Genomic DNA, 24708 nt, shown 5'->3' on the forward strand with positions numbered 1-24708 from the left:
GTGTTATGATTTTAGCAATGGTATTTGAACCGTAAAGGTTTTATCGTTAGTAGTTACAGCTATCTTTTTGTCAGTAACCATGGAATAGCGTTTGCGGATATTTTCAAGTCCTATTCCTGTTGACTCTCCATCCTTTTCGCGGAACTGCATGGTATTCTCCACCACCAGGTTGTCCCCTTGCTGGTACAGTCGTATCACCAGTGGTTCCATCAGCGACATTTTATTATGCTTCACCGCATTCTCCACCAGCAATTGCAGGGTGAGTGGTGGAAGTTTATAACCCCTTGCTGTTGCAGGCAGGTCGGATTCCAGCCGTATCTTTTTATCAAACCGTATCTGCAGCAAAAAGAAATAGGCCTCCAGGAAATTCAATTCTTCATCAAGACTCACCAGGTCCAGCTCTTTTTGCTCCAGTATATAACGGTAAGCTCTTGATAAATGAATGATGAACTTCTCAGACAATTCAGGATCCACGTGCACCAATGATGAAAGGACACTGAGGCTGTTGAATAGAAAATGCGGGTTGACCTGGCTTTTCAAGGCCTGCAGCCGTACCTGAGCATATTCTCTTTGCAGCCTTTCTGATTGAGCTTCTCTCTGCCTGGCTACGAGGTAGATATTCATGCCGGAAAGGAAGGTATAGATGAAAACTGTTCCCAGCATGTACAGCCCTATATAGCGCCTGAAGGTCCAGAGTTTGGGATCTGCAGGATTGCTGCCGGTCAAGGGCCGGTCGATGAAGGTGACAAAGCCCGAGAGAAACCAATAGGTGCAAAAAAGGATCAGGACGATCTCCACTATATAACGCAGCCATACAGCTTTGAACCCCCTGAACACAAAATTGTTTAATTGAATGACACCGTAAATGATCAGGGCAATGCCACACAATCGTGCAGCGGTAAATACCAGTTCGCGAAGGATGATGGGTAACTGGAAGTTGCGGTCAATATAGGCGAAGAAGACAGGGTAAAGCAGGCTTATGATCAGTATGATGGTAAGCGTGAGCTTTAATGGAGATAAAGTTTTTGGTATGGTCAGTTCCTGCTTCACTATTTGCGTAATAAGGGTATGGTAATGGTGACCTGCTCTCCTTCCTGTGTTTTCACTAAAGGCTGTCCTAACAGGTATTGAAATTCATCTTTCAGCCTGGAAAGCTGGCTGCCTGCTTCTTCAGGTGGATTGCCTGGTTTTAATTGTTCATTGTATTTCAATAACAGCAACTCTTCCTTTTGTTTTATGTTGAGAACGAGTGGTTTTGCTGCGGACATGGAATTGGTCTGAATGATGTATTCCAACAATATCATTAAAGTATGGGGAGGTAAATAAAAGTTGGCAGCCTGGATCTCCTTCAATTGTACCTGCAGTTTGTTGCCAAAGCGTTGCTCCATCAGGAATAGAAAAGAGTCGAGGAATTGTAATTCCTGCGACAAAGGTACTGTGGTCTTATCGCGCTGTTCCAGCAAATAGCGGTAGGAGCGGGAGATTTTTTCAATAAAAGTCTCTGCCAGGTCGGCATTGACATACACCAGGGAGCTTAGGGCATTGAGGCTGTTGAAAAGGAAGTGAGGGTTCAGTTGATTCTTCATGGCTTCGAATTGCGACTGGGTATATTCTCTTTGCCATTTCACTACTTCGAGGTTCTTCAACTGCAGGTAGCGGAAGATGCGGAACGAGGTCATGAAAGAATAAATGACAATCAGGAAAGTGATGTCAATCATCAGGATCATCTTCAGTTTCCTGTCCAGGAAAGCCATGTCGTTTTCTGGCACAACCATATAAGTAACAAATATCCAACGGAAGAATTCCATGATAGCAAAGCCAGCCAACATGATGAACAATATCTCCCTGACAAAGCGCTCAATGCCATTTGGATTTTCTTTATAACGCCTGCTGAAGTGCCTGATGGAAAAGTAAACGAGGTAGAGGATCACAAAGGTCTGAACCATGATGGGCCATCCTTGTGTATAGAAACCCGGCAACTCGGACCAATGAATAAAAGGACTGCCGATATTAATGTACCGGTATACGATGGCCAGCAGGAAGTTGAGCAACAACCCTGTTGTAATAAAAATAAAATGGATGTTCTTATAAAAGCTGGCAGTTCTCAAGGTTGCGTAAAATAAGAAATGTAGGTAACAATACAGGTTATTAAAGTCAGGCCATGTAAAATCAGGTGCTCCAGGTTGGGCACGGGATTCTTTTTAACTGCTGGCAGCACAATAATGGTGGAGCGGAACAGGCGGTCATAGACTTTTTGCCAGGGTTCGGAAGCGCCAAACAAATAGGGTTGCCACCAGTTGAAGTATTCGGCTATCAGTAAGGCTGGATAGATAATAATTGCGGCCATCATCATCCAGGCTACATGGAAGTAAAACCCGATAAAAGGCATGATCATCGTGATGCCATTGATAAGACATTCAGTGAGTCTTTCCTTCACTGAATAATCACGGACATTATTGAAAGGATAGAGATCGAATAAAGTAGTGGCCTGGTGATAGGCCACTAATAGCAATTGCGTTACCAATGTAATGAAATACATAAACTACCCGTTTATAACTATTAATGGATTGCCTATAAGTACTGGATCCTTTATGGTCATTGTTTCCTTTTCCGTTTTGACCCCGCAGGATGTAAAAAGGATAACCACCAGGATTGTACTTACGATGTATAGTATCTTCTTCATGTTCGCGTGCTTTGATAGTCAAAAATGGACATTGAGAGCATGCCGGTAAACTTAATGCTGACGAATGACGGATAATGCCTGACGGACCGGGTATATCTACACTTATGCCTTAGCACGGGTATGCGGCAGGGTACTCACAGCCAGGATCAGTTAGAAAAATGATAGACCAGGCCCAGGTTCAAACCATAGTATTTCAATGAAGAACTGCTGAACTGATCGTTGTAATTAATACTACCGGTATAGCATCGTGTATAATTGGCTTCCGTTGCAAATGAAAATTTTTGGCTGATCGTCCAGTCAGTACCCAGCACCAACCCGGTTGTAAATCCAGTGTGATGCACTTCCGTTTCCAGGGTGTTTTTCTTTGTTTTTTGCACATGGTGATTCAAACCTGCATCCAGTCCAACATACCATATGTGTGCCTGTTTGAAACTGAAATCCTTGCGCAGGCTAAAGAGGTAATTAGTAAGGTCTACTTTCGTGTGATAGCTGTCCTTAAAATAATCGTCTTTGGAAGTAAGGGCTGTATGTGATATGCTACCTCCATAATACCATGTGGCATTAGAAACTTTATGAAGAAATGAAATGCCTATGGAAGTGGAAGGTTGAAAAGCATTTCTTAAGGTTTCACCTTTAGGGAGTACAGCGCCATATTTTGCCTGTAGGCTGTTTTGAGCCAATAGAGAAAAAGGAATGGTAAAAACAATGACCAGTGCCAGTAAATACTTTTTCATGATAATTAATTTTGGTTAAGTATTGAGCTTGCAAAATTGAATGGAAGCTATGCCCTGAAGAAATGATACCTGCTGAATGACGGAAAATGGAGGATGAAGATCAATACAGGTTATAATAAAAAAAGCCCCGGTCAGGAGCTTTTTAAACTATTGCGGGGCGTAGTATATTATCCTATAGCATTATCCAGGTCTTCTATCAGGTCCTCCACGTCTTCAATGCCTACACTAAGGCGGATGAGGGCATCTGATAAACCATTTTTAATTCGTTCCTCACGTGGAATGGAAGCATGCGTCATGGTAGCGGGGTGATTGATCAATGATTCCACACCACCCAGGCTTTCTGCAAGGGCAAATATTTTAGTGGAAGTCATTACTTTCTTCACTGCATCCATGCTGTCATCTTTCAGTTCAAAACTCATCATGCCACCAAATGCCCGCATTTGCTTTTTGGCAATAGCATGATTGGGATGATCTTCAAATCCGCACCAGTATACTCTGGCAACCTTTGGGTGGTTGCGCAGGAAATGCGCGATCTTTTCTCCATTCTCACAATGGCGCTGCATGCGTACATGCAAGGTCTTTATGCCGCGCAATACAAGGAAGCAATCCTGGGGACCAGGAACAGCACCACAACTTTTCTGGATGAAATACAACTGGTCTCTTAACGCAGTATCATTCATCATCAGGCATCCCTGTATCACATCACTGTGTCCACCAAGGTATTTGGTAGCAGAGTGCATTACGATATCGGCACCAAGGTCAAGAGGGTTTTGTAAATAAGGAGAAGCGAATGTATTGTCAACACATAACAATGCCTTAGCCTCTTTGGCAATGGAAGCTACGGTCGCAATGTCTGTGATGTTCATTAATGGATTGGTGGGTGTTTCAATCCAGAACAACTTTGTTTTTTCATTGACATGCTGTCGCAGTGAAGCCGCATCCTGTGTATTCACATAGTGAAATTTGATACCAAACTTTTCAAACACTTTTGTAAAGAGACGGTAGGTGCCGCCATAGAGGTCATTACCCGTGATCACTTCATCGCCTGGTTGCAACAATTTGATCACCGCATCTGTTGCAGCAACGCCACTGCTGAAGGCAAGTCCATGCCTGCCATTTTCAATGGCTGCAAAGGCAGCTTCAAGCGCTGTACGTGTAGGATTTTGACTGCGGGCATATTCATAACCTTTATTTTCCGCAGGTCCCTGCTGCACATAGGTTGATGTTTGATATATAGGAGTCATGATTGCACCGGTAGAAGGATCAGGCTCTACTCCAGCATGAATGAATTTAGTTCCAAGCTTCATATTCTGAAATTTTATGAGTGCAAAGATGCTGAATAAGAATCAATCCACAGGATAGCTGTTCAATAACCATTCATCAACCGCATTTCCAGTTTAACAAGAGCTTAACCCCATGCATGTAACATCAAAAACACACGGTTCATAGTGATAAAATCACCATTCAGATGCCATTTTATACAGTTTGAAAAATAATTACATTGCGGTATTTGAAGAAGCATGAAAATATTCTTACCACTGGAGTAGAACTCCTTGACGAAAGTTTTCGTACAGATTAGCTTCGCAGTATTATTTAATCAAAACCATTCGCCATGAAAAAGATAATATTGCTTGTTGCCCCGGTTGTATTATTCATTACCTCTTCTTTTGCAGCAGACCCTAACCAGAAGGTACTTGATGCTTTTAGTAAAACATTTCAGCAGGTAAAGAACGTTACCTGGCAGGATATAGATAACAGGTACGAGGCCAACTTTAAAGATAACAATATCACCTTCCGTATCATGTATGACCAGGAAGGAAATGTGGTCAAAAGCATTCGCTATTATTTCGCTTCCACATTGCCGATTTTTATTCAGGCAAAGCTGTCAAAGAAATATGAAAACAAAACAGTGTATGGTGTAACGGAAATCACTACAGACACTGACGTGATCTATCATATCATTTTGCAGGATGCTACCAACTGGATACATGTGCAATCTGATTCATTTGGTAATATGTTTACTGAAAGGAAATTAAGAAAGGCCTGATATCAGTTGCCGAAAAGGTAAGCGGCACTCCAGTATTTCCATTCCCTGTTTTCAGCTACATGTGAACCATGTGGCTGAATTGGTTTTTGTAGGACTGCGGACCTTAGTATGCCTTCCTGTACCAATAGTTCTTTTCCTTTTCTGATCTCCGCCTGTACGGCACTGTTTTCCATCCATTGTTGCTGGGGAGGTTCAAAACCCACTTTATCCTTACGCCAGGTAATAGCAGCAGGTAATTTCTTCTCCACCGATTTGCGGAGTATCCATTTAGTCCATCCCTGGTTGATCTTAAAATCGGATGGCAGTGTGAATAAGAATTCTACCAGCTGGTGGCTCAGGAATGGCAAACGCACTTCTACACTATGCGCCATGCTATTGCGGTCGGCAAATCGCAGCAATTCTTCAAGGCCTTGCACAAAGGTGTTGAAATAGAGAGCACTATTCAAATCAAAACGAGCGGGTGTACTGTAGTAAAGATTTCGTTTATTACTAAAAGCAAAATCTTCATTGAGATCAGGGTGGCGCCATGAATGTTTCGCCTTTTTGGATTGCAGTAAGCTAAGGGAGAATTCAGGAAAGTAAGCCGCTATTTTTTCCCTGATGTGCAATGATTCTTTTACACCCAGGGCCCTGGCAGCCTTTAGCTCTCCGCTGTTATTAAGCTCGCCCTGCCGAAACAATTCGAGCCAGTACCATTTGTAATATTTGTGATAGCCTCCCAGTATTTCATCTGCACCCTGTCCATCCAGCAACACGGTGACACCCTGTTCTTTTGCCAGTTGGTACAATTTATATTGAACCAACAGGCTGGCCGAACTAAAGGGTTCTTCCTGGTGATTCATTACCTTATCCATGAGGCCGGGTATTTCATTACCATCAACACTGGAGAGAAAATGGTGCAACCCGAATTGTGAAGCAACTGTTTGGGCGTAGTGGCTTTCATCATTTTCAAATCCCGGGAAACTGGCAGTAAAACATTTATGCGTATTCTGGTTAGATACCAATGCCTCACAAACAGACACAATAGAAGAACTATCAAGTCCACCACTGAGGGATGTGCCAATGGCAACATCACTTCTCAACCTCTTGCGTACTGATTCAGTAAGGAGTGCCGTGAATTGGTCAATAGCATCTTTTACCTTTACTTCTTCATTCACATTTGGATATAGGTTCCAGTATTTTTCCGTTTGCAGTTCTTTCTTTTCCAAAGAATAATGCAGCGAGCTGGCAGCAGGAAGCTTATATATATTGTTGTAAAACGTTTCTGCAGGATCGCCGGGGTTGGTGGTGTAATCAATGGAAAGAAAATTATACAACATCGTTCTGTTCACATCCTTTTCGATACCCATTTTCCAAAGCGCTTTCATCTCAGAGGCAAACGCAAGTTGCTCCCCATCATAATAAAAGAAAAACGGTTTTTCGCCAAACCTGTCACGCGCAGCAAAAAGCTCACTGGTTTTTTCATCCCAGATGGCAAAGGCAAAGGCACCGTCAAATTGATGCACACACTCTTTACCATAGGCTGCAAAAGCGGCAACAATGACTTCAGTATCTGAAGCTGTACGGAATTGAAAACCTTTATCAATTAATTCTTTCCGGAGTTCTATATAATTATAGATCTCCCCGTTGAACACAATATGGTACCGGTCAAGATAATGAAATGGCTGTGAAGCCTCAAGTCCTAAGTCAATTATACATAGCCTGCGATGACCAAGAGCTGCTGTTTGTTCCTTGTTGAAATAGTAACCTTCCTGCTCTGGTCCCCGGTGAATAAGGGTATTAGTGGCCGCAGTAATACGTTCCCGCGATACAAGTTCTTTATTATGTGATATAATGCCTGCAATGCCACACATCTATCTAAAATTGGATGGGTAACCTGGCCAGCACGGTGTCCCATGCCATTACAAGGTCGGCTCCTTTATCGGTTTTTTGAAAGACCATGCTGAAATATTCTATAGGATCATTGGTGATCTGGATAGGGATCTCGAATTTGAAAGCATCATATTTAGGTTCTGTCTTCAATCCCCAGGTATTCAAATTTTTATTAAGGACGATTTGCCAGTTGTCCTGCTGGGGGATACAATACATTACATATTTTCCTTTAGGTACCTTTTTATTCTGAATGGTAACAGGTTGAAAGAATTCTATCTCGGTTGCTTCGTTTGCCCCCAGTCTCCAGGGTTCGCCATATTTTAGCAGTGCTCCAAAGATCCTTCTGCCCTGCCTGTGCGGGCGGCTGTAAATGACCCTTGCCACGGGAAGTTTTGCTGCCTTTCCTGACATTTTCTCTATAGGATAGTTAACCGGGAAGTAGCTCATGTCCATAGGTGATATATCCAAAGGCGCATAGGGATTAGCGGTATCTTTCTTCACCAGGTTGGAATCTTTAGGCACAAGGGTAGGCCGGGGAGGTGATTGACTTTTATGCTCATTACAAGATATAAGGCCAAAGATCAAAGCAAATCCTATCAGAAATTTCATGGCGAAAAAATACAGCTTTTCAGGTAGGCAACAAATTGTTATTCAATGCTTGAAGTATCATCAGGATCAATGACCCGGAACGAAGCAGCATGGTTATCGCTTTTTCTTTTCATTATCCGGCAGTGTGATCCAATGGTACCCATCTTTTGCTATGAGTGCTTCTGCATCTTCAGGTCCCCAGCTTCCGGGTGCATAATTGGGAAAATCAACAGGCGGACGTGTTTTCCAGGCCTCCAAAATCGGTTGAATGATCTCCCAGGCAGCTTCCACCTGGTCGGCGCGCATGAATAAGGTGGCATTGCCTTCGATCACATCTTCCAGTAAGGTTTCATAGGCCTCAGGCTGTTTATCTTCCCCGCCATAGGCATCTGAATAATTAAAGATCATATCTACAGGTTGCAGGGCCATCTGGGGTCCAGGTTGCTTGGTCTGGAACCGCAACCGGATATCCATTTGGGGTGAAATGCTTACAGTGAGCCTGTTAGGCCTCCATGTTTCCGCAGCTTCATTAGGGAAAGCATACTGGGGTGCAGGTTTGAACTGTATAGTTACCATTGTGCTTTTGGAATGCATGCATTTTCCTGTTCTTACGTAAAAGGGAACATCCTTCCACCTCCAGTTGTCTACATAAAATTTTACGGCGGCAAAGGTTTCCACTTTTGAATCCGGTGCTACATTCTTTTCCTGCCGGTAGCCTTTTACCTGTTTGCCTTCTATCCACCCTGCTTCATATTGACCGCGAACAGCGTTTTGGTGCACTTCATCTTTATGCCATATGCGTATGGCCTTGAGTACGTCCAACTTCTTATTTCGTATTTCGTTGGCATCAAAAGATAAGGGTGGTTCCATAGCCAACATGCACAATAGCTGCAGCATATGATTTTGCACCATGTCCCTCAATGCGCCAGCCTGTTCATAATAGCCCCCACGGTCTTCCACGCCAATATTTTCAGCAGCTGTTATCTGGACGTAGTCAATGTAATGGCTGTTCCAGAGGGGTTCAAACAAGGCATTGGCAAAACGAAGCGCAAGGATATTTTGAACGGTTTCCTTTCCCAGGTAATGGTCAATACGGTAGATCTGCTCTTCTTTAAAAATCTGGCCCAGCCTGATATTTAAATCCGTGGCACTTTGCAAATCATGACCAAAAGGTTTTTCAAATACCATCCTTGACCTGGCCGGATCTGTCATAAGTTTGGCACTGTGTAATCTTTCTGCTACAACAGGGGCCAATTGCGGGGCTATGGACATGTAATAAATCTCGGTAGCCTTTGCCTTCCATTCATCCTCATAGTTTTTTACATAACCGGCAATGGACTTGTAGGTTTTTTCAGATTCCAGGTCAGCCTTATAATATTCCATGAGTTCAGAAAACTCTTTCCAGGCAATCTTCAGGCAATCCTTTCTGCGGGAATGTTCCGAGATGCCTTTTTTGATGTAGTTCCTGTAGGTGGTATTACTGAAGTCTGATCTTCCGATACTGATGATGCGGAATTGATCCGGAAGGTATTTATCCAGGTATAAATTATAAAGCGCTGGCATGAGCTTACGGTAGGTAAGGTCTCCACTGCCGCCAAATATGAATAGGATTGTAGGCTGCTTTTTAGGTGCTTGCATAAAACTTTATTTATTGATCATCTGTACGCTCCAGGTCTTTCTTTTACAATTATTTTTAAAGAAAGACTATTCTTCCTGCTGCCATTCAGTATGGAATACTCCTTCCTTATCTATGCGCTTATAGGTATGTGCACCAAAGAAATCACGTTGTGCCTGTATCAGGTTTACGGGAAGGCGATCACTCAGGTAGGCATCATAATATGCTAAAGCACTACTCATGCCTGCTACCGGAATTTTGGCCTGAACTGCAGCAGCAATTATGCTACGGATACTCGATTCCCTGTTTTTTAAAAGTATAGCTATGTCTGCATCCAATAAAAGATTGGGTAGTGCAGGTTCTTTCTGGTAAGCATCTGTAAAGTTGCCAAGTAGCGCAGAACGGATGATGCAGCCTGCTTTCCAAACCTGTATCACGGATGGTAAAGGAATGTTCATTTCCCACTGCACTGAAGCTTTGGCCAGCATGCTAAGCCCTTGTGCATAAGCAATGGTAAAACAAAAAGCCAGTGCTTCTTCCAATTCTGTGAGAAAGGATTCGTTTAATGCTATAGTGCCGATCTGCGGCTTAAAGATCTGTGCGGCTTTTGTCCTCTGATCTTTATAAACAGATAGGTCCCGCATAGCCACAGCCATGTCTATGGTGGGAATGGAAACAGGCAGATCCATGGCTTCCTGCGAGGTCCATTTGCCTGTTCCTTTGGAACCTGCCTGGTCAAGGATCATATCTACCAATAAGTCGTTGGGATTGTCGGTTTCTGCATCCCCGGTTTTAAAAATTTCAGCTGTGATCTCTACCAGGAAGGAATGGAGTTCGCCTTCATTCCATTTTAAAAATAACTGGTGAAGGTCTTTGTTGTCCATATTGCCAGCCCGGTGCAGCAGATCATATACTTCGCTGATCATTTGCATCATGGCATACTCAATGCCATTGTGCACCATCTTCACATAATGGCCTGCTGCATTATTGCCCATGTAGGCTACACAGGGAACATTACCTGATTTGGCAGCAATAGCTTCAAGAATAGGTTTCAGGTATTGATAGGCTTCCTGGTCGCCCCCTGGCATCATACTCGGGCCATACCGGGCACCGGCCTCACCACCGGAAACGCCCATACCAAAGAAATGTATTTCTTTTGGTTGCAGGTAACTGATCCTTTTTAGGGTGTCCTTGAAATAGGAGTTTCCTCCATCAATAACAATATCTCCCTTTTCGAGGTAAGGTAACAGGTTTTCTATCACATCATCTACGGGTTTGCCTGCAGGCACCAGCATCATGATCTTGCGAGGCTTTTTGAGTGCACTTACCATTTCTTTGATATCAATAGTGCCCTTCACAGTGGTGCCTGGCTTTGCAGCTTCCACGAGCTTGTCTGCTCTTTCCTGCTTCAAGTCAAAACCTATCACTGCATAACCGTGATCTGCCATGTTCAGCAGCAGGTTGCTGCCCATTACCCCAATACCGATCATTCCAAAATCAAAATTGCCTTCCATATTATTGCTGGTTATTTCTTGTAGAATCATTATCACGCCTTGGTGGCTCTTCCCTTTTGGGAGTTTTTGTAGCAGGTTCAGTTGAACCATGATGGCAGGTGTAGCAGGTGACCATCAATTTTGCATTCAGGTCATGTTTGGCTCCCGTCACATCAAAATACTTATCGTTTATCTTTTCCATCATTTTCATCATATCCCTTGCTACCAACTTATGTTTGTTCTCATCCGAAGCAAAGTTCCAGGTTTTGGTTTCTTCATTGCGCATGTGACAATAAGTGCATTTGACACCCAATGAACCGGTAAAATGATGCATGACGCTGTCCAGTTGCTCTTTGTTGATATTCTTCGGAAGCACCTTGAGGTTTTTGTAAGTAGGGTCCTCATGCGGAGTAAAAGCAAGTGAAATAGAGATAATTCCTACAAAACCAATGATCACCAGCAAGGATTTTTTCATAAAGCGTTAAATTTTTAATTGAATTTATACAAAAATCCCGCCTTAACATGCAAAGCTTCTTTCCCACTTCTGCATTTGTTATTTTTGCAGGAAGATTAAATTTGACAGCATGTCCAAACTGGTAGAGGAATTCAATGACTACAGGGAAAAGATGAATGATGTGATACTCAGCAAGAATAACCTGGTGATGAAGCGGCTGTGGAACCTGGATACCAATACGTACGAGGATGGTGCCCTGGACAAAAAAACAAAGGAAATGCTGGGATTAGTGGCAAGCATGGTTCTTCGTTGTGATGATTGTATAAAATACCACCTTGGTAAATCCCATGAGCTTGGCGTTACCACGGAACAGATGTACGAGATCTTTGCAGTAGCCAACATTGTTGGCGGAACGATTGTTATCCCTCATACAAGAAGAGCGGCGGAATACTGGGAGGAGTTGGTGAATGAGCAATGAAATCTTATCTTAGGAATGCTCAATAATCAATTTTCAATATTCAATGCTCAAGGATGGAGAGAAAATATGATCTTGAAGACAGGTTAGTTGATTTTACATGCCGTATGATAGATGTTGTAGAAGCTTTACCCAATACCAGGTCAGGAAATTATATAGCTAGCCAATTGATCAAGTCGTGTCATTCGCCAACATTTAATTATGGAGAAGCCCAGGCTGCTGAATCAAGAGCTGATTTCATTCATAAACTTGGAATTTGCGTTAAAGAGTTAAAAGAATGCAGAACGGCTTTGAAGATCATCATTAAAAAAGAATTGATTAAACCTGTTAGTAAGCTCCAGGATATCTACCAGGAAACTGAAGAATTAATTGCGATCAAATCAAAAAGCATAGGAACAGCAATAAAAAATAAGTCGGTTCCCAAACTTGAAAATTGAGAGTTGAATATTGAGCATTGAAAATTATTTTTATTATGGAAACTACTACCGCTCCCGCGCCGAACATAACATTGACACCAAAGGATTTTGCCACTGACCAGGAGGTACGCTGGTGCCCGGGATGTGGTGATTATTCAATATTGGCACAAGTGCAAAAAGTGATGCCAACACTGGGTATTCCCCGCGAAAACTTTGCTATCATATCCGGAATAGGCTGTTCATCGCGCTTCCCTTATTACATGAACGTTTTTGGTATGCACTCTATCCATGGCAGGGCCACGGCTATTGCCAGCGGTCTAAAAGCGGCACGTCCGGATTTAAGTGTGTGGATCGTGACAGGAGATGGGGACAGTCTTAGCATCGGCGGCAATCATACCATTCATTTACTGAGAAGGAATTTTGATGTGAACATATTGTTGTTCAATAACCAGATCTATGGTCTTACCAAAGGACAATATTCGCCAACATCAGAAGAGAATAAGATCACCAAATCCACTCCCTACGGAAGTATTGATCATCCCTTTAATCCATTGGCGCTTGCTATGGGTGCGGATGCCACCTTTATTGCCCGGAGCATGGACAGGGATCCCAAACATTTACAAACCATGCTAAGCCGTTCGCATGCTCACCATGGGGCATCTTTCCTAGAGATCTACCAAAACTGTAACATTTTCAATGATGGCGCTTTCGAGGTCTTTACTGAAAAGTCAAGCAAGGCAAATGAATCTTTATTCCTGGAGCATGGTCAACCACTGGTCTTTGGTGCCAATAAAGAAAAAGGTATTAAGCTTGATGGTTTTAACCTCATAGTGGTCAACCTGAATGAAGGGCATAGTGTAGATGAACTGTGGGTGCATGATGAAAGCGATCTTTATAAAGCACAAATACTGACACGCATGTTTGATGATCCTAAACTGGAACATCACCTGCCAAGGCCTTTCGGTGTATTCTACCAGGCTATCAGGCCAACTTACGAGGATATGCTGACGCAGCAAATTCAACATGCAAAAGATAAGAAGGTGGCTGACCTTGATAAATTATTAAGGGGTAACGAAGTTTGGAATATTGCATGATCATAAAAAAATAGAATAGGAAAGAAGACCGCGGTCTTCTTTTTTTATGCAATATGAAGCTTTACTATGAACAGGTAAGGTTTAAAATTTGCATGCATAGCCTGTAATATTCGCTTTAGCTTCACCTTTATTTCTATAGTATGCTTATACATATTCATCCGAAAAATCCACCTGAACGACTGATACGCCAGGTAGTTGAGGTTTTGAAAAATGGAGGTATTATTATATATCCTACAGATACTATTTATGGATTGGGGTGCGATATATACCAGCACAAGGCTATAGAACGAATCTGCCAGATAAAGGGTGTGCAACCACAAAAGGCCAATCTGTCCTTTGTGTGTTATGACCTCAGTGACCTGAGCCAGTATGCCAAACAATTGACAACTTCTGTATACCGGACCCTGAAGCAACACCTTCCGGGACCTTATACCTTCATCCTGGAAGCAAGCAAGGATGTGCCTAAAATATTGAAGACCAAAAAAGATACCGTAGGTATACGTGTGCCAGACAATACTATTGCCAGGTGCATAGTAAAAGAGTTGGGACATCCTATATTAAGTGCCACACTCCCTGGTGAGTACGTAGAAGAATATACAGACCCGGAGATCATCCAGGAAAAGTTTGAAAAACTGGTGGACCTGGTAATTGATGGCGGCATTGGTGGAATGGTGCCCTCTACCATCATAGATTTCTCAAAAGGAGAGGCAGAGGTAATACGTGAAGGAGCAGGAGCATGGGAAGCCTAGGGAAAATCGAATGTCCAACAAGGAATTTCGAATGATGAAGGAGAGGGAACTAAGATTAAGTTGATTGGAAAGGATTATTGAGGATACTTAGTTCAGCCTAATGACTACTGGCTACCGACTGAATTTCCTCTCCTTGTTAACCTGTCACCATTTCTACGTATCAACTTCCAGGTTCGCTTTAAACAACAAGCACCGCTTGTACTACAAACGGTGCTTTGTTAACCTTCAACCATACTTTTACGGCAGATCATTAAACCCTTAACCAATAGGGTAGGAACACATGAAAAAGACACTTATAAGATGGGGAAACGCTGCTTTGGTTTAATTACAATATGCTTTCTTCCATAATTTCAGGCTGCGTGTAATCCAGCCTGAAGGTTTGGCGATGGTACCTGCATGGTCCATATTGGTCCAATGCGGCCTGGTGTTCTTTAGTTGCATAACCCTTATTCTGCGCCCAGTTGTACTTCGGGAACTTTTTATGCAATGTCTTCATATAATCATCCCTGTAGGTCTTGGCAAGAATGCTTGCTGCCGCAATGGAAGCATACAATTCATCGCCCTGGATGATGCATTGATGAGGGATCTTTTTGTAGGGAGTAAACCGGTTGCCATCGATCAAGAGCAGTTGTGGCTGTATATTTAATTGCTTTACGGCCAGGTGCATGCTTTTAAAGGATGCTTTCAGGATGTTCAGTTTATCTATCTGCTTGTTGCAAAGATCAGCCACTGCCCAGGCCAGGGCTCGCTCCTGGATATAGGGTCTCAGTTCGTAGCGCTCTTCTTCTGTCAATTGTTTGGAATCATTTAACAAGGGGTGGTAAAAATCCCTGGGTAGAATAACTGCGGCAGCGTAAACCGGCCCGGCGAGGCATCCCCTGCCAGCTTCATCACATCCCGCCTCAATCAGTTCTTCCTGGTAATATGCCTGCAACAATTGGTTCTGTTTGTTCAAAAATAAAAGACAAATACATACAAAATGCTGACTGCCAGCATTTTCTTTTTCCATAGAATACAGGACCGCTATGTATTTCGTAAATTTAAAGGGTAGGCTATTATGAAATATTTACGAACAGCATGGTTTCCTGTTTTACTTGGAGTCGTTTTCCTGGGTATTGTTCTTGGCAGGTTTTTATTAGCCCCTCATAAAACCATCGTTCAATCAGCACGTGATCCTTTTCCGGAAAATGAACTTTGGACGCCGCCTCGCGAAGAGGAGATCCCTTCGGATTCTGTGGGAGACCTTATCCGGTATGGCAGGGAGCTTGTTGTCAATACGTCAAGATACCTGGGTCCCAGGGGGATTGTAAATACGGTTTCTAATGGCATGAATTGCCAGAATTGTCATTTGGATGCGGGTACCAGGAATTTTGCCAATCCATTTTCCGCTGTTGCATCCACCTATCCTAAGTACAGGGAAAGAAGTGGAAGAGTAGAGTCCATAGAGTTCAGGGTGAATGATTGCCTGTTACGCAGTCTCAATGGTCAGGCTATAGATAGTGCCGGGCCAGAAATGCGCGCTTATGTGGCCTACCTGGAATGGATAGGCAAAGATGTGCCTAAGGGTTTCAAACCAAGAGGGGCAGCCACAGGCGACCTTCCTTTTCTTGCCAGGGCGGCAGATCCAGCAAGAGGGGTACGGGTATTTTCAGCTAACTGTGTTCGGTGCCATGGAGAAAATGGCAGTGGTGTATACAATAACGATTCAACGGCCTTCATTTACCCGCCATTATGGGGCGACCATAGTTTTAATGCAATGGCGGGCATGTATTCACTGTCACGACTGGCAGGATTTATAAAATTCAATATGCCTTTTGGCATTGCCGACTGGAAGAATCCACAATTAAGTGATGAAGATGCCTGGGATGTGGCCGCCTATGTAGCCTCTCAAAACAGGCCTGTAAAAAGTTTCCCGGGAGATTGGAAGAATATCAGTAAAAAGCCCCTGGATTATCCATTTGGTCCTTATGCTGATCCTTTTTCAGAGCGACAGCATAAATATGGGCCGTTTGAAGAGATCAAAAAGAGCCGGGAGAAAGAAATGTCAGAAAAGAAAGTAAATAAGAAATAAGAGGGTAGAAGGATTCTGTCTCCAGGCTCCTTGTAAACTTTATCCTGCAAAGCAATAAGCGCAACCATGTTCCTGCGCCCTTCCCACTGCCCATACTCCTGAAGGCACTACTTCTATGCCTGGAATGAGCCCGCTTAGCCAGTCTTTTTTCACGTCTTCAGGTTTCATGTTTAGGTTTGAAGCAAGCGCTGTACTATAAACCGTCATAGCAGCATTGCAAACACAGAACATCACCCCTTTTTCCTGTAGCTCATTAATACCTATGGGCACTGCCCCTATACCAGGCACCTGGAAGTCTCCTGCCTTGGGTTTCCAGAAAGGATTGCGGCTGGCAGCGGCGGTTTTATAATCTGCAGCCTTGAATGCAGGGCCTATTTCACCAGCCTTGAAAACTTCTCCAAAATTGTACTTGGCCCAGATGCGGTCTTCAAAAGCGTAAGGTATAGCATCGTGCCGCAGTACTACTACTACGCTGTTGTCCTTACTTCCTGTTGCTTCATTTGTGTTTAAAAATACCAGTGGCCACACAAAAGGCATGATCTCATGAGGTCGGGTAGCATCAAAAACGATCCTGTGTTTGCCCTTGATCTTGTTGAACCAGGCATCCGGGTCATCATCAGCAATGGGAGTGTCTTGAAAATCATTTTTTGCCAGCGCTTGCAGCGGAGTGGCCATAGTGCCTACTCCCAACGCTACCGCACCTGTGGCCAGGGTGCCAAGAAAGCCCCGCCGGTGGGTTTTAAAGTTCAGGTCTTTACTTTCCATAACAGTGTTTTAAATGAAAAAAATAGAGGATATTAAAAGCTACGAATTATTAAAAGCCTTATCAAAAAAACTTTTACCTTCTATGGATTCATAGCCGGGCTTACCTTTGCACACCAATGGAAAGAACCGCTGTTAACCGCTCCAGGCCAGTTGCTATCTGGTTGTTGGTTGGTGTAATAATGATCATTGTACAGATCATTTTAGGAGGTATTACGCGTCTCACTGATTCAGGCCTCTCGATCACTGAATGGAAACCTATCCTTGGAACCATTCCCCCTATGAATGAAAAACAATGGATGGAGGCCTTCAACCATTATAAAGAGATAGCCCAGTATAAGCACTTGCATTCCTATTTTACGCTGGAGGATTTCAAATCCATATTTTTCTGGGAATGGATGCATCGCCTTTGGGGAAGATTGATTGGAGTGGTATTCCTTATCCCCTTTTTAGTATTCATAATCCAAAAGCGTTTTTCAAAAAACATGATCAGGCCAATGGTGATCCTCTTTTTACTGGGTGGTTTGCAGGGATTGATAGGTTGGGTAATGGTCATGAGCGGGCTTAATGATGAAAACCTTTATGTAAGCCATATACGCCTTGCTATTCATTTTATGGCTGCATTGGTACTGTTGGTATATACGTTTTGGTTTGCCTTGCAGTTGCTGGTGCCACCCGGGCAAAGAATATTTTCACCTACACTCCGCAAATCCATGGTCTTTATCATCGGGCTGTTGGTTTTGCAGTTGATCTATGGTGCCTTTATGGCAGGACTGAAAGGTGCAAGCTACGCACCTACGTGGCCTGATATCAATGGTGATTATTTCCCACCAAACATGTCAAACTATGGCGGCAGAAGTTTTTCTTTTTTCTCTGCCATCATTAATAACCCTATTACCATCCACTTTATTCACCGTAACCTGGCCTACCTGATATTTATCTTTATCATTATATGGACTATAAAAGCAATGAAAGAAAGATCCAGTGGCATTTTTGATTCCATCAAATGGCTACCGCTTATTTTAGTCCTGGGCCAGGTAATATTAGGAATAGCTGCGGTATTGACCAGTCCTAAAAAAGTACCCCAGCACTGGGGCCTGTTTGAGTGGAATGCACAATTGCACCAGTTTGTGGCTTTACTACTATTGCTTTCACTGGTTATGACTTATTACATATTGAAGCCTAAAGAAAATACTAAATTGGCCCAAGGCGTTGACCCTCACCTTATTTAGTAGTATTTTACAGGTGATTTGAAAACAACCTATTCTTTCTTCGATTACCTCAGGGGAGTTTTTTATTCGTTACCCGTACAACTCCTTTTCCTGCATTTTAGAAAATACCAGGTACTGCTGATATTTTGGTTATTACTGTTCAGCGTCGTTAACGGAAGCTTTATGAAAAGCTTCGGTACAGAAGCACTGTTCCTGAGCCCTGAATACCTGGGTGATGTCAATGCTATTGGTGCTGGCATCATGGGGATGTCCATTGCTGTATTCATCATGTGTTGGAACATTACCACTTTTATTTTATTCAGCCGGCATTTTACATTCCTTGCAGCCACCCAGTTCCCTTTTTTGAAATATTGCATCAATAATGCAGCTATTCCACTTGGATTCCTGGTCTTTTATTTATTGAAGGCTTATCAATATGCTCATTATAAAGAACTGATACCTAATGTAGAAATAGTATTCCTGTTCACCGGTTTTCTTGCGGGTTTACTCCTGATCCTTTCCATATCCTTCCTATATTTTTTCAGGGCTGATAAGACCATATTTAAAAAACTACAGCCAGCCTTTAATAGTGCCCGTAATTATTTTGCACACCTTCAGCCTGAAAATATCGCAGCCAGCAATTTGTCATTACTTCATTCCGAATGGTTCCTGGATTCTTTTTTCAGGGTGCGCCGTTGCCGGGATGTATCTCACTATTCACATGAGCTGATGGAGAAGATCTTTAAGCGACACCACTTCGCTGCGGTAGTCAGTTTGCTGATCGCTTACGTTTTCCTTATCCTTATTGGTTTTTTTCTTGACTCAAAATTTTTCCAGTTGCCGGCCGGTGCCAGCATCACTTTATTTTGTGCCATTTTGATCGGTGTCATTGGTTCTCTTGTTTATTTCTTCCAGAGCTGGAGTGTGCCTGCACTCATCATTTTTATTTTCATGCTCAATATTTTGTATCGTTTTGAATGGATTGATCCCCGCAACAAGGCATACGGGTTGAACTATAACAACCGCAAGGAAGCACCATTGTACACCAGGGAAAGCCTGGAGCAATTAAGCAATCCGAAGGCCATAGAGGCAGATATGAAGAACATGGAGCAGGTGATGTATCGCTGGAAGCAAAAGCAGGATGAAACAAAACCTTTACTGGTATTGATTGCTACCAGTGGTGGCGGCACGCGCAGCGCCACCTTTACCATGAATGTCATGCAGGAACTTGATAGCCTCACTGGTGGCTCCCTGATGAAAAAAACTTTCCTGATTACAGGTGCCTCGGGAGGGATGATTGGTGCTACCTATTTCCGGGAGCTTTACCGTGAACGCCTGTATGATAAAAAGATCAACCTGCAATCAGATCAATACGTTGATAACATAGCAGACGACCTGCTGAATCCAACTTTTACTTCTTTTATTGCCCGCGACCTGTTTGCCCCGGAGCAAAAATTTACCATAGGCGATAATACCTACCTGCGCGATCGGGGTTATGCTTTTGAGATGGCGCTGAATGATAACACGCGTGGCGTATTGAATAAAAGCCTGAAAGACTATGTGGCAGATGAAACCGCGGCCAATATTCCATTGATGTTCTATCACAATGTAATTACCCGCGATGCCAAGATGATGTTGATCAGTACTCAGCCATTACGGTTTATGATGGAACCGCCAAAGGATTCTACCGAAGGTATGATGACCCCTGATGCGGTAGATTTCACTACCTTCTTTGCCAAACAAAACCCATACAACCTGCGTATACTGACCGCATTGCGCATGAATGCAACATTTCCTGTAGTGTTGCCTAATGTATGGTTGCCTTCGAACCCGGTAATTGATGTGATGGATGGTGGACTGCGTGATAACTATGGTGTTTCAACAGCCCTTCGTTTTCTTGCGCATATGCGTTCATGGATAAAGCTAAATACAAGAGGGGTAGTGGTCATCCAGATCCGCGACCGAATGGACGGGGGATGGGAGCATCCAAATGAATATGATAACCTTACCGAAAATGCGGTGAAACCTTTATTCCTGTTGCAGAACAACTGGTATAAGATGATGGAATATTTCCAGGGTGATATGTCCACTTACTTCATGGACAATAATGGATTTCCTATACATAAGGTCACTTTTCAATACATACCTAAAAAAGAAGAGGATAAAGCTGCATTGAATTTTCACCTCACGCAACGGGAGAAACTTGATATTGCTGCCTCGCTCAAATCTTCTTACAATGTTGAGAGTTTTGATAAACTACTCAATTTGTTTAATACAGACTCCCTGGGCAAGTCAAAGCTAAATGTTGAAAAGCCAAAGCAGGAACTCAGTTTTAACCGCAACCAGGCATCACATTAGTATTCCCTACTAACACTTAAACATTGTAGTTCTACTTTATCCTTCTGGATATCAATCCGCACTTCAGCCTATTCATTTATCTATTCTTCTTTCCATCTGGCTGAAACAATTGTAGTAACCCAGTAAACAATTCAAGGTTATGACTATTTCCTCCCAGGTAGTTACTGTTATCCCTGCTGCCTGCAGTATGCTAAATCCGTAGTATCCCCGTTCTTTTCACGCAATGGGTAAGCAAAGGGTATAATATGGAGCATACATAATGCAGGCTAGGTTTTGCATGAGTGCTGCATTAAATGAGCTGCTTATTGATGATCATGGAGCTTGAATTAAGGAGGAATGCTTTTTAGCTCTTGTTGACCAATAACTGGAAACAGGAAGGAAGTACCTGGAATTTTAATTGCTTTTCTGTTTCTACCGGGTCGCCATCAATATGAAGCGGAGCATCGAGTGCATTATTGATGGTAAGCGAAGGCGCCTGGAAATAAATCACACTGCTTTGCGCATCAACCAGGGCGGTTTCCTGCACTTCATTAAATCCCGAAACCTGCTTCAGGGCCTGGACGAGCATGCTCAGTTTATTTTGTTTGGTCATGATAACTATATCCAGCATGCCATCAGTAAGGCTGGCTTTGGGAGCTATCTTAAAATTGTTTCCAAACTGGTTGCTGTTGGCCACAGAAATAAAGAAGGCATCTGTGATGAATGTTCTGCCCTTGGTGCGGATGCCGAAAGTGTAAGATTTGGAAGTGAGAAAATTCTTCACAGTTTGCTTGATATAGGTGGTGAGCCCACGGTTAGGGTCATTCGCAAAATCGTGGGCCACCTGTGCGTCGAAGCCAAGGCCGCAAAGCATACAGGCGAATTTTCCATTGATGGTGAAGGCATCTGTCCATTGCCGTTCTCCTGTGAAAACAATATCAATTGCTTTCTCAGCCGATTTAGGTATTCCTGCCGTTAATGCCAGGCCATTCCCTGAGCCACAGGGAATGATCCCAAAGGGAAGTTTCCATTTGCGCAGGGAATTGATTGCCTGGTTGATGGTGCCATCCCCGCCTGCTATAATGATATCTGTTACTTTCTGTTCCCTGATATAATCGTCAAGGAAAGAATAATCTCCTCCTTCAACGGAGGGAAAAATGGCAAAAGGAAATCCAGTTGCCGTGGTTTTTTTACGGATCAGGTTTTCCAACCCTGATTTGCTTTTAGTACCGGAAATGGGGTTGATAATATAAAGGAAGTGACGCGGCATGGATGGCAAAAGTAAACCAGGAGGTTGTTAACAAGTTGAAAAGTTGACAAGATGAATCCTAAGTCTGTAGCCTGGTGAGAAAGCCAGGATAACATATTGCCAGGTAAGGTAAAAGTTTGTGTTATTATATGTTTGACCTATAGAATAAGAAACTATAAACGATAAACAAGAAACAGCTATACTACTGGCTTATAGTTGCCAGGTGGATCCTTCTGACCCTGACCAGTGCTTTGAGCTTAGGATCTGTTGGGAGTGCCCAGGTATAGATTCTTATCTGTGGGGAATTTTTGAAATAGGATCGAAGGCTGTCCCTGCTTAATTGTAAACTGTTTCCTTTTTGTACTTTCAGCTCTTTGTCCGTTGAATCATAAACAGCGATGACCCGTTCCCAGCCTTTTTTCTGGTCCTTTCCTTCAGTATAGCAAAGGCTCAATCCTTTTTTGGAGAGGTTTAATGTTTTCAGACTAATCTTGTTCTTCTCTTCATTTTCAACATTTGCCTTTAACAGGGTTTTCCCATTGGTGCTGATCTTCCAGCTTTGGGCAAAAAGAGAAGAAGAGATAAGCAGGGTAAGAAAAAGAGTAATGATCAGCCTCATATCCAAATGTATTTCAATTTGGCAGGCTATATACTTTGTAAATTGCTAAAGTATGGATAGCAATAGCGGGAAATACATCATAGTATTCGGAGCATTGATCATATTAGTTGGAGTAATAATTTATTTCTTTCATGATAAGATGCACTGGATAGGCCATTTGCCCGGGGATATACGGGTTGAAAAGGAAAACAGCAGGTTTTATTTCCCAATAACCACCATGATCCTTTTTAGTTTGCTGCTGACTATTCTCATAAATATCATCAAAAAGTTTTTGTAAAGTCCGGTTTTTGGCTGGGTAGCCCCGCCCTTTTGCCGTACCTTTGCCGCCCCTTAGGGGAAGCTTTGGAAGGTGGCCTTTGCCTTAATTCCTTGTTAAGGCTGACATTCTTTCAACTTACAACTAAACTATGGACATCAGAAATATTGCGATCATTGCCCACGTTGACCACGGAAAAACAACCCTGGTGGACAAGATCCTACACGCAACGAAAACCTTTCGCGACAACCAGGAAACTGGTGACCTTATCATGGATAGTAATGACCTGGAGCGTGAGCGAGGTATTACCATTTTCAGTAAGAATGCCGCCGTTATGTACAAAGGAGTTAAGATCAATGTGATCGATACTCCAGGTCACGCCGACTTTGGTGGTGAAGTGGAAAGGGTATTGAAGATGGCTGATGGTGTTATATTGCTGGTGGATGCATTTGAAGGTCCAATGCCGCAAACACGTTTCGTGTTGCAAAAAGCCCTGCACCTGAATCTGAAACCTATCGTGGTGATCAATAAGGTTGATAAGCCTAATTGCCGTCCTGATGAAGTGCATGATGCTGTATTTGAATTATTCTTCAACCTTGATGCAACAGAAGAGCAGCTTGATTTCCCAACCTTTTATGGTTCCGGAAAGAATGGCTGGTTTAATGATTCATTAACCGAAGTAGAAGGAATCACTCCATTGCTGGATGGTATCCTTAAATATGTACCTGCTCCAAAAGTGGGTGATGGCACCCTGCAGATGCAGATCACTTCACTGGACTATTCTTCCTTCCTTGGCCGTATTGCCATTGGAAAAGTTGCCCGTGGCACCATTAAAGAAAACCAGCCTTTTTCTTTGGTCCAGGAAAACGGCGTTCGTAAGTCAAGAGTAAAAGAATTATACGTTTTTGAAGGCATGGGAAAGAAGAAGGTGACAGAAGTTGTTGCCGGAGATCTTTGTGCCGTAGTTGGTCTTGAAGATTTCAACATTGGTGATACCATTGCTGATTTTGATAATCCTGAAGCACTGCCTGTGATCAGCGTAGATGAACCTACCATGAACATGCAGTTCAGCATTAACAACTCTCCATTCTTTGGTAAGGACGGTAAATTTGTTACCTCCCGCCACCTTCGTGACCGCCTGATGAAGGAAACTGAAAAGAACCTGGCGCTCCGTGTGTATGATACGGACAGTGCCGATAGCTTTATGGTTTATGGCCGTGGTATCCTGCACTTAGGTGTATTGATAGAAACCATGCGTCGTGAAGGTTATGAGCTTACTATTGGACAGCCACAGGTGATCACTAAAGAAATTGATGGCAAGAAATGCGAGCCTTTTGAGACCCTTGTAGTTGATGTGCCCCAGGAATATGCTTCTAAAGTAATTGACCTGGTTACACGCCGCAAAGGTGAAATGCACGTAATGGAAACAAAAGGTGATATGCAACACCTGGAGTTTGATATTCCTTCAAGAGGTTTGTTGGGATTACGTACAAACATGCTGACCAACACTGCAGGCGAAGCAGTAATGAACCACCGTTTCAGCGAATACAAACCCTGGAAAGGCGCTATTCCCGGCCGTAATAATGGTGTTTTGGTAGCTAAGGAAGCCGGAAGTACCACAGCTTATTCTATTGATAAATTACAGGATCGCGGGTTCTTTTTTGTAGACCCGGGAGAAGAAGTTTATCGTGGAATGATCATTGGTGAAAACAATAAGCCTGGCGACCTGGTAGTGAATCCAAATGAGGGAAAGAAACTTACCAACATGCGTGCCTCTGGTAGCGATGGTACTGTAACACTTCCCCCTAAAAGGTTAATGACCCTGGAAGAATGTATGGAATACATTCAACAGGATGAGTGCATTGAAGTTACACCCAACAACATCCGTATGCGCAAAGTGATACTGGATGAAGAAGAGAGAAAGAAACAACAGAAAAGAATGAGCGCACAGGCTTTATAATACTACATCCCGCTTCGGCGGGA

Annotated in this window: 25 protein-coding genes; 10 read left to right on the forward strand and 15 right to left on the reverse strand. The window is 43.0% G+C overall.

What is annotated here, in order from left to right; genetic code table 11:
* Window positions 1–3: 3 nt before the first annotated feature.
* From BUA53_RS18950 to BUA53_RS18970, 6 genes are all read right to left on the reverse strand, one after another.
* Window positions 4–1050: a sensor histidine kinase gene (locus BUA53_RS18950; protein ID WP_072836971.1), complete on the reverse strand. Its 1047-nt coding sequence runs from the start codon at window positions 1048–1050 to the stop codon at window positions 4–6.
* Window positions 1050–2108: a sensor histidine kinase gene (locus BUA53_RS18955; RefSeq protein ID WP_072836972.1), complete on the reverse strand. Its 1059-nt coding sequence runs from the start codon at window positions 2106–2108 to the stop codon at window positions 1050–1052. The genes BUA53_RS18950 and BUA53_RS18955 overlap by 1 nt, the downstream gene beginning before the upstream one ends.
* The gene (locus BUA53_RS18960; RefSeq protein WP_072836973.1) at window positions 2105–2539 is read right to left on the reverse strand and encodes a hypothetical protein; all 435 of its coding nucleotides are present in this window, start codon (window positions 2537–2539) and stop codon (window positions 2105–2107) included. The genes BUA53_RS18955 and BUA53_RS18960 overlap by 4 nt, the downstream gene beginning before the upstream one ends.
* Before the next feature lie 3 nt (window positions 2540–2542).
* Window positions 2543–2683 (reverse strand): hypothetical protein, encoded by a 141-nt coding sequence (locus tag BUA53_RS21335; protein ID WP_175546118.1) that lies wholly within the window; start codon window positions 2681–2683, stop codon window positions 2543–2545.
* A 146-nt stretch (window positions 2684–2829) separates the two neighbouring features.
* Window positions 2830–3417: an outer membrane beta-barrel protein gene (locus tag BUA53_RS18965; protein WP_072836974.1), complete on the reverse strand. Its 588-nt coding sequence runs from the start codon at window positions 3415–3417 to the stop codon at window positions 2830–2832.
* A gap of 167 nt (window positions 3418–3584) precedes the next feature.
* Complete coding sequence (locus BUA53_RS18970; protein ID WP_072836975.1) at window positions 3585–4724, reverse strand: cystathionine gamma-synthase; 1140 nt, start codon at window positions 4722–4724, stop codon at window positions 3585–3587.
* A 305-nt stretch (window positions 4725–5029) separates the two neighbouring features.
* Between BUA53_RS18970 and BUA53_RS18975 the strand changes: the two genes are divergently transcribed.
* Window positions 5030–5464 carry a hypothetical protein gene (locus BUA53_RS18975; RefSeq protein WP_072836976.1) on the forward strand — a complete coding sequence of 145 codons (435 nt, stop codon included), beginning with the start codon at window positions 5030–5032 and terminating at the stop codon, window positions 5462–5464.
* A 2-nt stretch (window positions 5465–5466) separates the two neighbouring features.
* Here BUA53_RS18975 and asnB read toward each other — a convergent pair whose 3' ends face one another.
* The 5 genes from asnB to BUA53_RS19000 all read right to left on the reverse strand — a co-directional run bounded on the left by asnB (window position 5467) and on the right by BUA53_RS19000 (window position 11507).
* Window positions 5467–7317 (reverse strand): asparagine synthase (glutamine-hydrolyzing), encoded by a 1851-nt coding sequence (gene asnB, locus BUA53_RS18980; RefSeq protein WP_072836977.1) that lies wholly within the window; start codon window positions 7315–7317, stop codon window positions 5467–5469.
* A gap of 4 nt (window positions 7318–7321) precedes the next feature.
* Window positions 7322–7945, reverse strand: coding sequence for a DUF2911 domain-containing protein (locus BUA53_RS18985; RefSeq protein WP_072836978.1), 624 nt, complete (start codon window positions 7943–7945; stop codon window positions 7322–7324).
* 93 nt (window positions 7946–8038) lie between these two features.
* Window positions 8039–9562, reverse strand: a complete 1524-nt coding sequence (gene zwf, locus BUA53_RS18990) for a glucose-6-phosphate dehydrogenase (RefSeq protein WP_072836979.1) — start codon at window positions 9560–9562, stop codon at window positions 8039–8041.
* 66 nt (window positions 9563–9628) lie between these two features.
* Window positions 9629–11083, reverse strand: a complete 1455-nt coding sequence (gndA, locus tag BUA53_RS18995; protein ID WP_245793225.1) for an NADP-dependent phosphogluconate dehydrogenase — start codon at window positions 11081–11083, stop codon at window positions 9629–9631.
* On the reverse strand, window positions 11055–11507 hold the full coding sequence (locus BUA53_RS19000; RefSeq protein WP_072836980.1) for a c-type cytochrome: 453 nt from the start codon (window positions 11505–11507) through the stop codon (window positions 11055–11057). The genes gndA and BUA53_RS19000 overlap by 29 nt, the downstream gene beginning before the upstream one ends.
* Before the next feature lie 109 nt (window positions 11508–11616).
* Here BUA53_RS19000 and BUA53_RS19005 point away from each other — a divergent pair, with 109 nt between their 5' ends.
* The 4 genes from BUA53_RS19005 to BUA53_RS19020 all read left to right on the forward strand — a co-directional run bounded on the left by BUA53_RS19005 (window position 11617) and on the right by BUA53_RS19020 (window position 14220).
* The gene (locus BUA53_RS19005) at window positions 11617–11964 is read left to right on the forward strand and encodes a carboxymuconolactone decarboxylase family protein (RefSeq protein WP_072836981.1); all 348 of its coding nucleotides are present in this window, start codon (window positions 11617–11619) and stop codon (window positions 11962–11964) included.
* A 53-nt stretch (window positions 11965–12017) separates the two neighbouring features.
* Window positions 12018–12398 carry a four helix bundle protein gene (locus BUA53_RS19010; RefSeq protein ID WP_072836982.1) on the forward strand — a complete coding sequence of 127 codons (381 nt, stop codon included), beginning with the start codon at window positions 12018–12020 and terminating at the stop codon, window positions 12396–12398.
* 35 nt (window positions 12399–12433) lie between these two features.
* Window positions 12434–13471: a 2-oxoacid:ferredoxin oxidoreductase subunit beta gene (locus BUA53_RS19015; RefSeq protein WP_072836983.1), complete on the forward strand. Its 1038-nt coding sequence runs from the start codon at window positions 12434–12436 to the stop codon at window positions 13469–13471.
* A 140-nt stretch (window positions 13472–13611) separates the two neighbouring features.
* Window positions 13612–14220 (forward strand): L-threonylcarbamoyladenylate synthase, encoded by a 609-nt coding sequence (locus tag BUA53_RS19020; protein ID WP_072836984.1) that lies wholly within the window; start codon window positions 13612–13614, stop codon window positions 14218–14220.
* A 325-nt stretch (window positions 14221–14545) separates the two neighbouring features.
* On the opposite strand, the gene BUA53_RS19025 is transcribed toward BUA53_RS19020, so the two are convergent.
* Window positions 14546–15229, reverse strand: coding sequence for a ribonuclease HII (locus tag BUA53_RS19025; protein WP_139256500.1), 684 nt, complete (start codon window positions 15227–15229; stop codon window positions 14546–14548).
* A gap of 48 nt (window positions 15230–15277) precedes the next feature.
* On the opposite strand from BUA53_RS19025, the gene BUA53_RS19030 reads away from it, so the two are divergent.
* Window positions 15278–16291, forward strand: a complete 1014-nt coding sequence (locus BUA53_RS19030; protein ID WP_245793227.1) for a c-type cytochrome — start codon at window positions 15278–15280, stop codon at window positions 16289–16291.
* 39 nt (window positions 16292–16330) lie between these two features.
* Here the strand turns inward: BUA53_RS19030 and BUA53_RS19035 are convergent, their stop codons facing one another.
* Window positions 16331–17056 (reverse strand): twin-arginine translocation signal domain-containing protein, encoded by a 726-nt coding sequence (locus tag BUA53_RS19035; RefSeq protein ID WP_072836986.1) that lies wholly within the window; start codon window positions 17054–17056, stop codon window positions 16331–16333.
* Between the two features lie 116 nt (window positions 17057–17172).
* Between BUA53_RS19035 and BUA53_RS19040 the strand changes: the two genes are divergently transcribed.
* Window positions 17173–18285, forward strand: coding sequence for a COX15/CtaA family protein (locus tag BUA53_RS19040; RefSeq protein WP_072836987.1), 1113 nt, complete (start codon window positions 17173–17175; stop codon window positions 18283–18285).
* Between the two features lie 18 nt (window positions 18286–18303).
* Window positions 18304–20622, forward strand: coding sequence for a patatin-like phospholipase family protein (locus BUA53_RS19045; RefSeq protein ID WP_139256501.1), 2319 nt, complete (start codon window positions 18304–18306; stop codon window positions 20620–20622).
* A 343-nt stretch (window positions 20623–20965) separates the two neighbouring features.
* Here BUA53_RS19045 and BUA53_RS19050 read toward each other — a convergent pair whose 3' ends face one another.
* Both BUA53_RS19050 and BUA53_RS19055 read right to left on the reverse strand, forming a co-directional pair.
* Window positions 20966–21871 carry a diacylglycerol/lipid kinase family protein gene (locus BUA53_RS19050; protein ID WP_072836989.1) on the reverse strand — a complete coding sequence of 302 codons (906 nt, stop codon included), beginning with the start codon at window positions 21869–21871 and terminating at the stop codon, window positions 20966–20968.
* A 181-nt stretch (window positions 21872–22052) separates the two neighbouring features.
* The gene (locus BUA53_RS19055; RefSeq protein WP_072836990.1) at window positions 22053–22469 is read right to left on the reverse strand and encodes a hypothetical protein; all 417 of its coding nucleotides are present in this window, start codon (window positions 22467–22469) and stop codon (window positions 22053–22055) included.
* Between the two features lie 52 nt (window positions 22470–22521).
* Here BUA53_RS19055 and BUA53_RS19060 point away from each other — a divergent pair, with 52 nt between their 5' ends.
* Window positions 22522–22746, forward strand: coding sequence for a DUF2905 domain-containing protein (locus BUA53_RS19060; RefSeq protein WP_072836991.1), 225 nt, complete (start codon window positions 22522–22524; stop codon window positions 22744–22746).
* A gap of 130 nt (window positions 22747–22876) precedes the next feature.
* The gene (gene typA, locus BUA53_RS19065; protein ID WP_072836992.1) at window positions 22877–24685 is read left to right on the forward strand and encodes a translational GTPase TypA; all 1809 of its coding nucleotides are present in this window, start codon (window positions 22877–22879) and stop codon (window positions 24683–24685) included.
* Window positions 24686–24708 lie beyond the last annotated feature (23 nt).

The sequence above is a fragment of the Flavisolibacter ginsengisoli DSM 18119 genome (genome assembly GCF_900129295.1).
GTDB lineage: Bacteria > Bacteroidota > Bacteroidia > Chitinophagales > Chitinophagaceae > Flavisolibacter > Flavisolibacter ginsengisoli.

What these genes read in the sequence shown, in the direction of transcription:
- BUA53_RS18960 (WP_072836973.1), bottom strand. Translation starts at nt 2,539, where the DNA reads ATGTATTTCATTACATTGGTAACGCAATTGCTATTAGTGGCCTATCAC.
- BUA53_RS21335 (WP_175546118.1), bottom strand. Translation starts at nt 2,683, where the DNA reads ATGAAGAAGATACTATACATCGTAAGTACAATCCTGGTGGTTATCCTT.
- BUA53_RS18965 (WP_072836974.1), bottom strand. Translation starts at nt 3,417, where the DNA reads ATGAAAAAGTATTTACTGGCACTGGTCATTGTTTTTACCATTCCTTTT.
- BUA53_RS18970 (WP_072836975.1), bottom strand. Translation starts at nt 4,724, where the DNA reads ATGAAGCTTGGAACTAAATTCATTCATGCTGGAGTAGAGCCTGATCCT.
- BUA53_RS18975 (WP_072836976.1), top strand. Translation starts at nt 5,030, where the DNA reads ATGAAAAAGATAATATTGCTTGTTGCCCCGGTTGTATTATTCATTACC.
- asnB (WP_072836977.1), bottom strand. Translation starts at nt 7,317, where the DNA reads ATGTGTGGCATTGCAGGCATTATATCACATAATAAAGAACTTGTATCG.
- BUA53_RS18985 (WP_072836978.1), bottom strand. Translation starts at nt 7,945, where the DNA reads ATGAAATTTCTGATAGGATTTGCTTTGATCTTTGGCCTTATATCTTGT.
- zwf (WP_072836979.1), bottom strand. Translation starts at nt 9,562, where the DNA reads ATGCAAGCACCTAAAAAGCAGCCTACAATCCTATTCATATTTGGCGGC.
- gndA (WP_245793225.1), bottom strand. Translation starts at nt 11,083, where the DNA reads ATGATTCTACAAGAAATAACCAGCAATAATATGGAAGGCAATTTTGAT.
- BUA53_RS19000 (WP_072836980.1), bottom strand. Translation starts at nt 11,507, where the DNA reads ATGAAAAAATCCTTGCTGGTGATCATTGGTTTTGTAGGAATTATCTCT.
- BUA53_RS19005 (WP_072836981.1), top strand. Translation starts at nt 11,617, where the DNA reads ATGTCCAAACTGGTAGAGGAATTCAATGACTACAGGGAAAAGATGAAT.
- BUA53_RS19010 (WP_072836982.1), top strand. Translation starts at nt 12,018, where the DNA reads ATGGAGAGAAAATATGATCTTGAAGACAGGTTAGTTGATTTTACATGC.
- BUA53_RS19015 (WP_072836983.1), top strand. Translation starts at nt 12,434, where the DNA reads ATGGAAACTACTACCGCTCCCGCGCCGAACATAACATTGACACCAAAG.
- BUA53_RS19020 (WP_072836984.1), top strand. Translation starts at nt 13,612, where the DNA reads ATGCTTATACATATTCATCCGAAAAATCCACCTGAACGACTGATACGC.
- BUA53_RS19025 (WP_139256500.1), bottom strand. Translation starts at nt 15,229, where the DNA reads ATGGAAAAAGAAAATGCTGGCAGTCAGCATTTTGTATGTATTTGTCTT.
- BUA53_RS19030 (WP_245793227.1), top strand. Translation starts at nt 15,278, where the DNA reads ATGAAATATTTACGAACAGCATGGTTTCCTGTTTTACTTGGAGTCGTT.
- BUA53_RS19035 (WP_072836986.1), bottom strand. Translation starts at nt 17,056, where the DNA reads ATGGAAAGTAAAGACCTGAACTTTAAAACCCACCGGCGGGGCTTTCTT.
- BUA53_RS19040 (WP_072836987.1), top strand. Translation starts at nt 17,173, where the DNA reads ATGGAAAGAACCGCTGTTAACCGCTCCAGGCCAGTTGCTATCTGGTTG.
- BUA53_RS19050 (WP_072836989.1), bottom strand. Translation starts at nt 21,871, where the DNA reads ATGCCGCGTCACTTCCTTTATATTATCAACCCCATTTCCGGTACTAAA.
- BUA53_RS19055 (WP_072836990.1), bottom strand. Translation starts at nt 22,469, where the DNA reads ATGAGGCTGATCATTACTCTTTTTCTTACCCTGCTTATCTCTTCTTCT.
- BUA53_RS19060 (WP_072836991.1), top strand. Translation starts at nt 22,522, where the DNA reads ATGGATAGCAATAGCGGGAAATACATCATAGTATTCGGAGCATTGATC.
- typA (WP_072836992.1), top strand. Translation starts at nt 22,877, where the DNA reads ATGGACATCAGAAATATTGCGATCATTGCCCACGTTGACCACGGAAAA.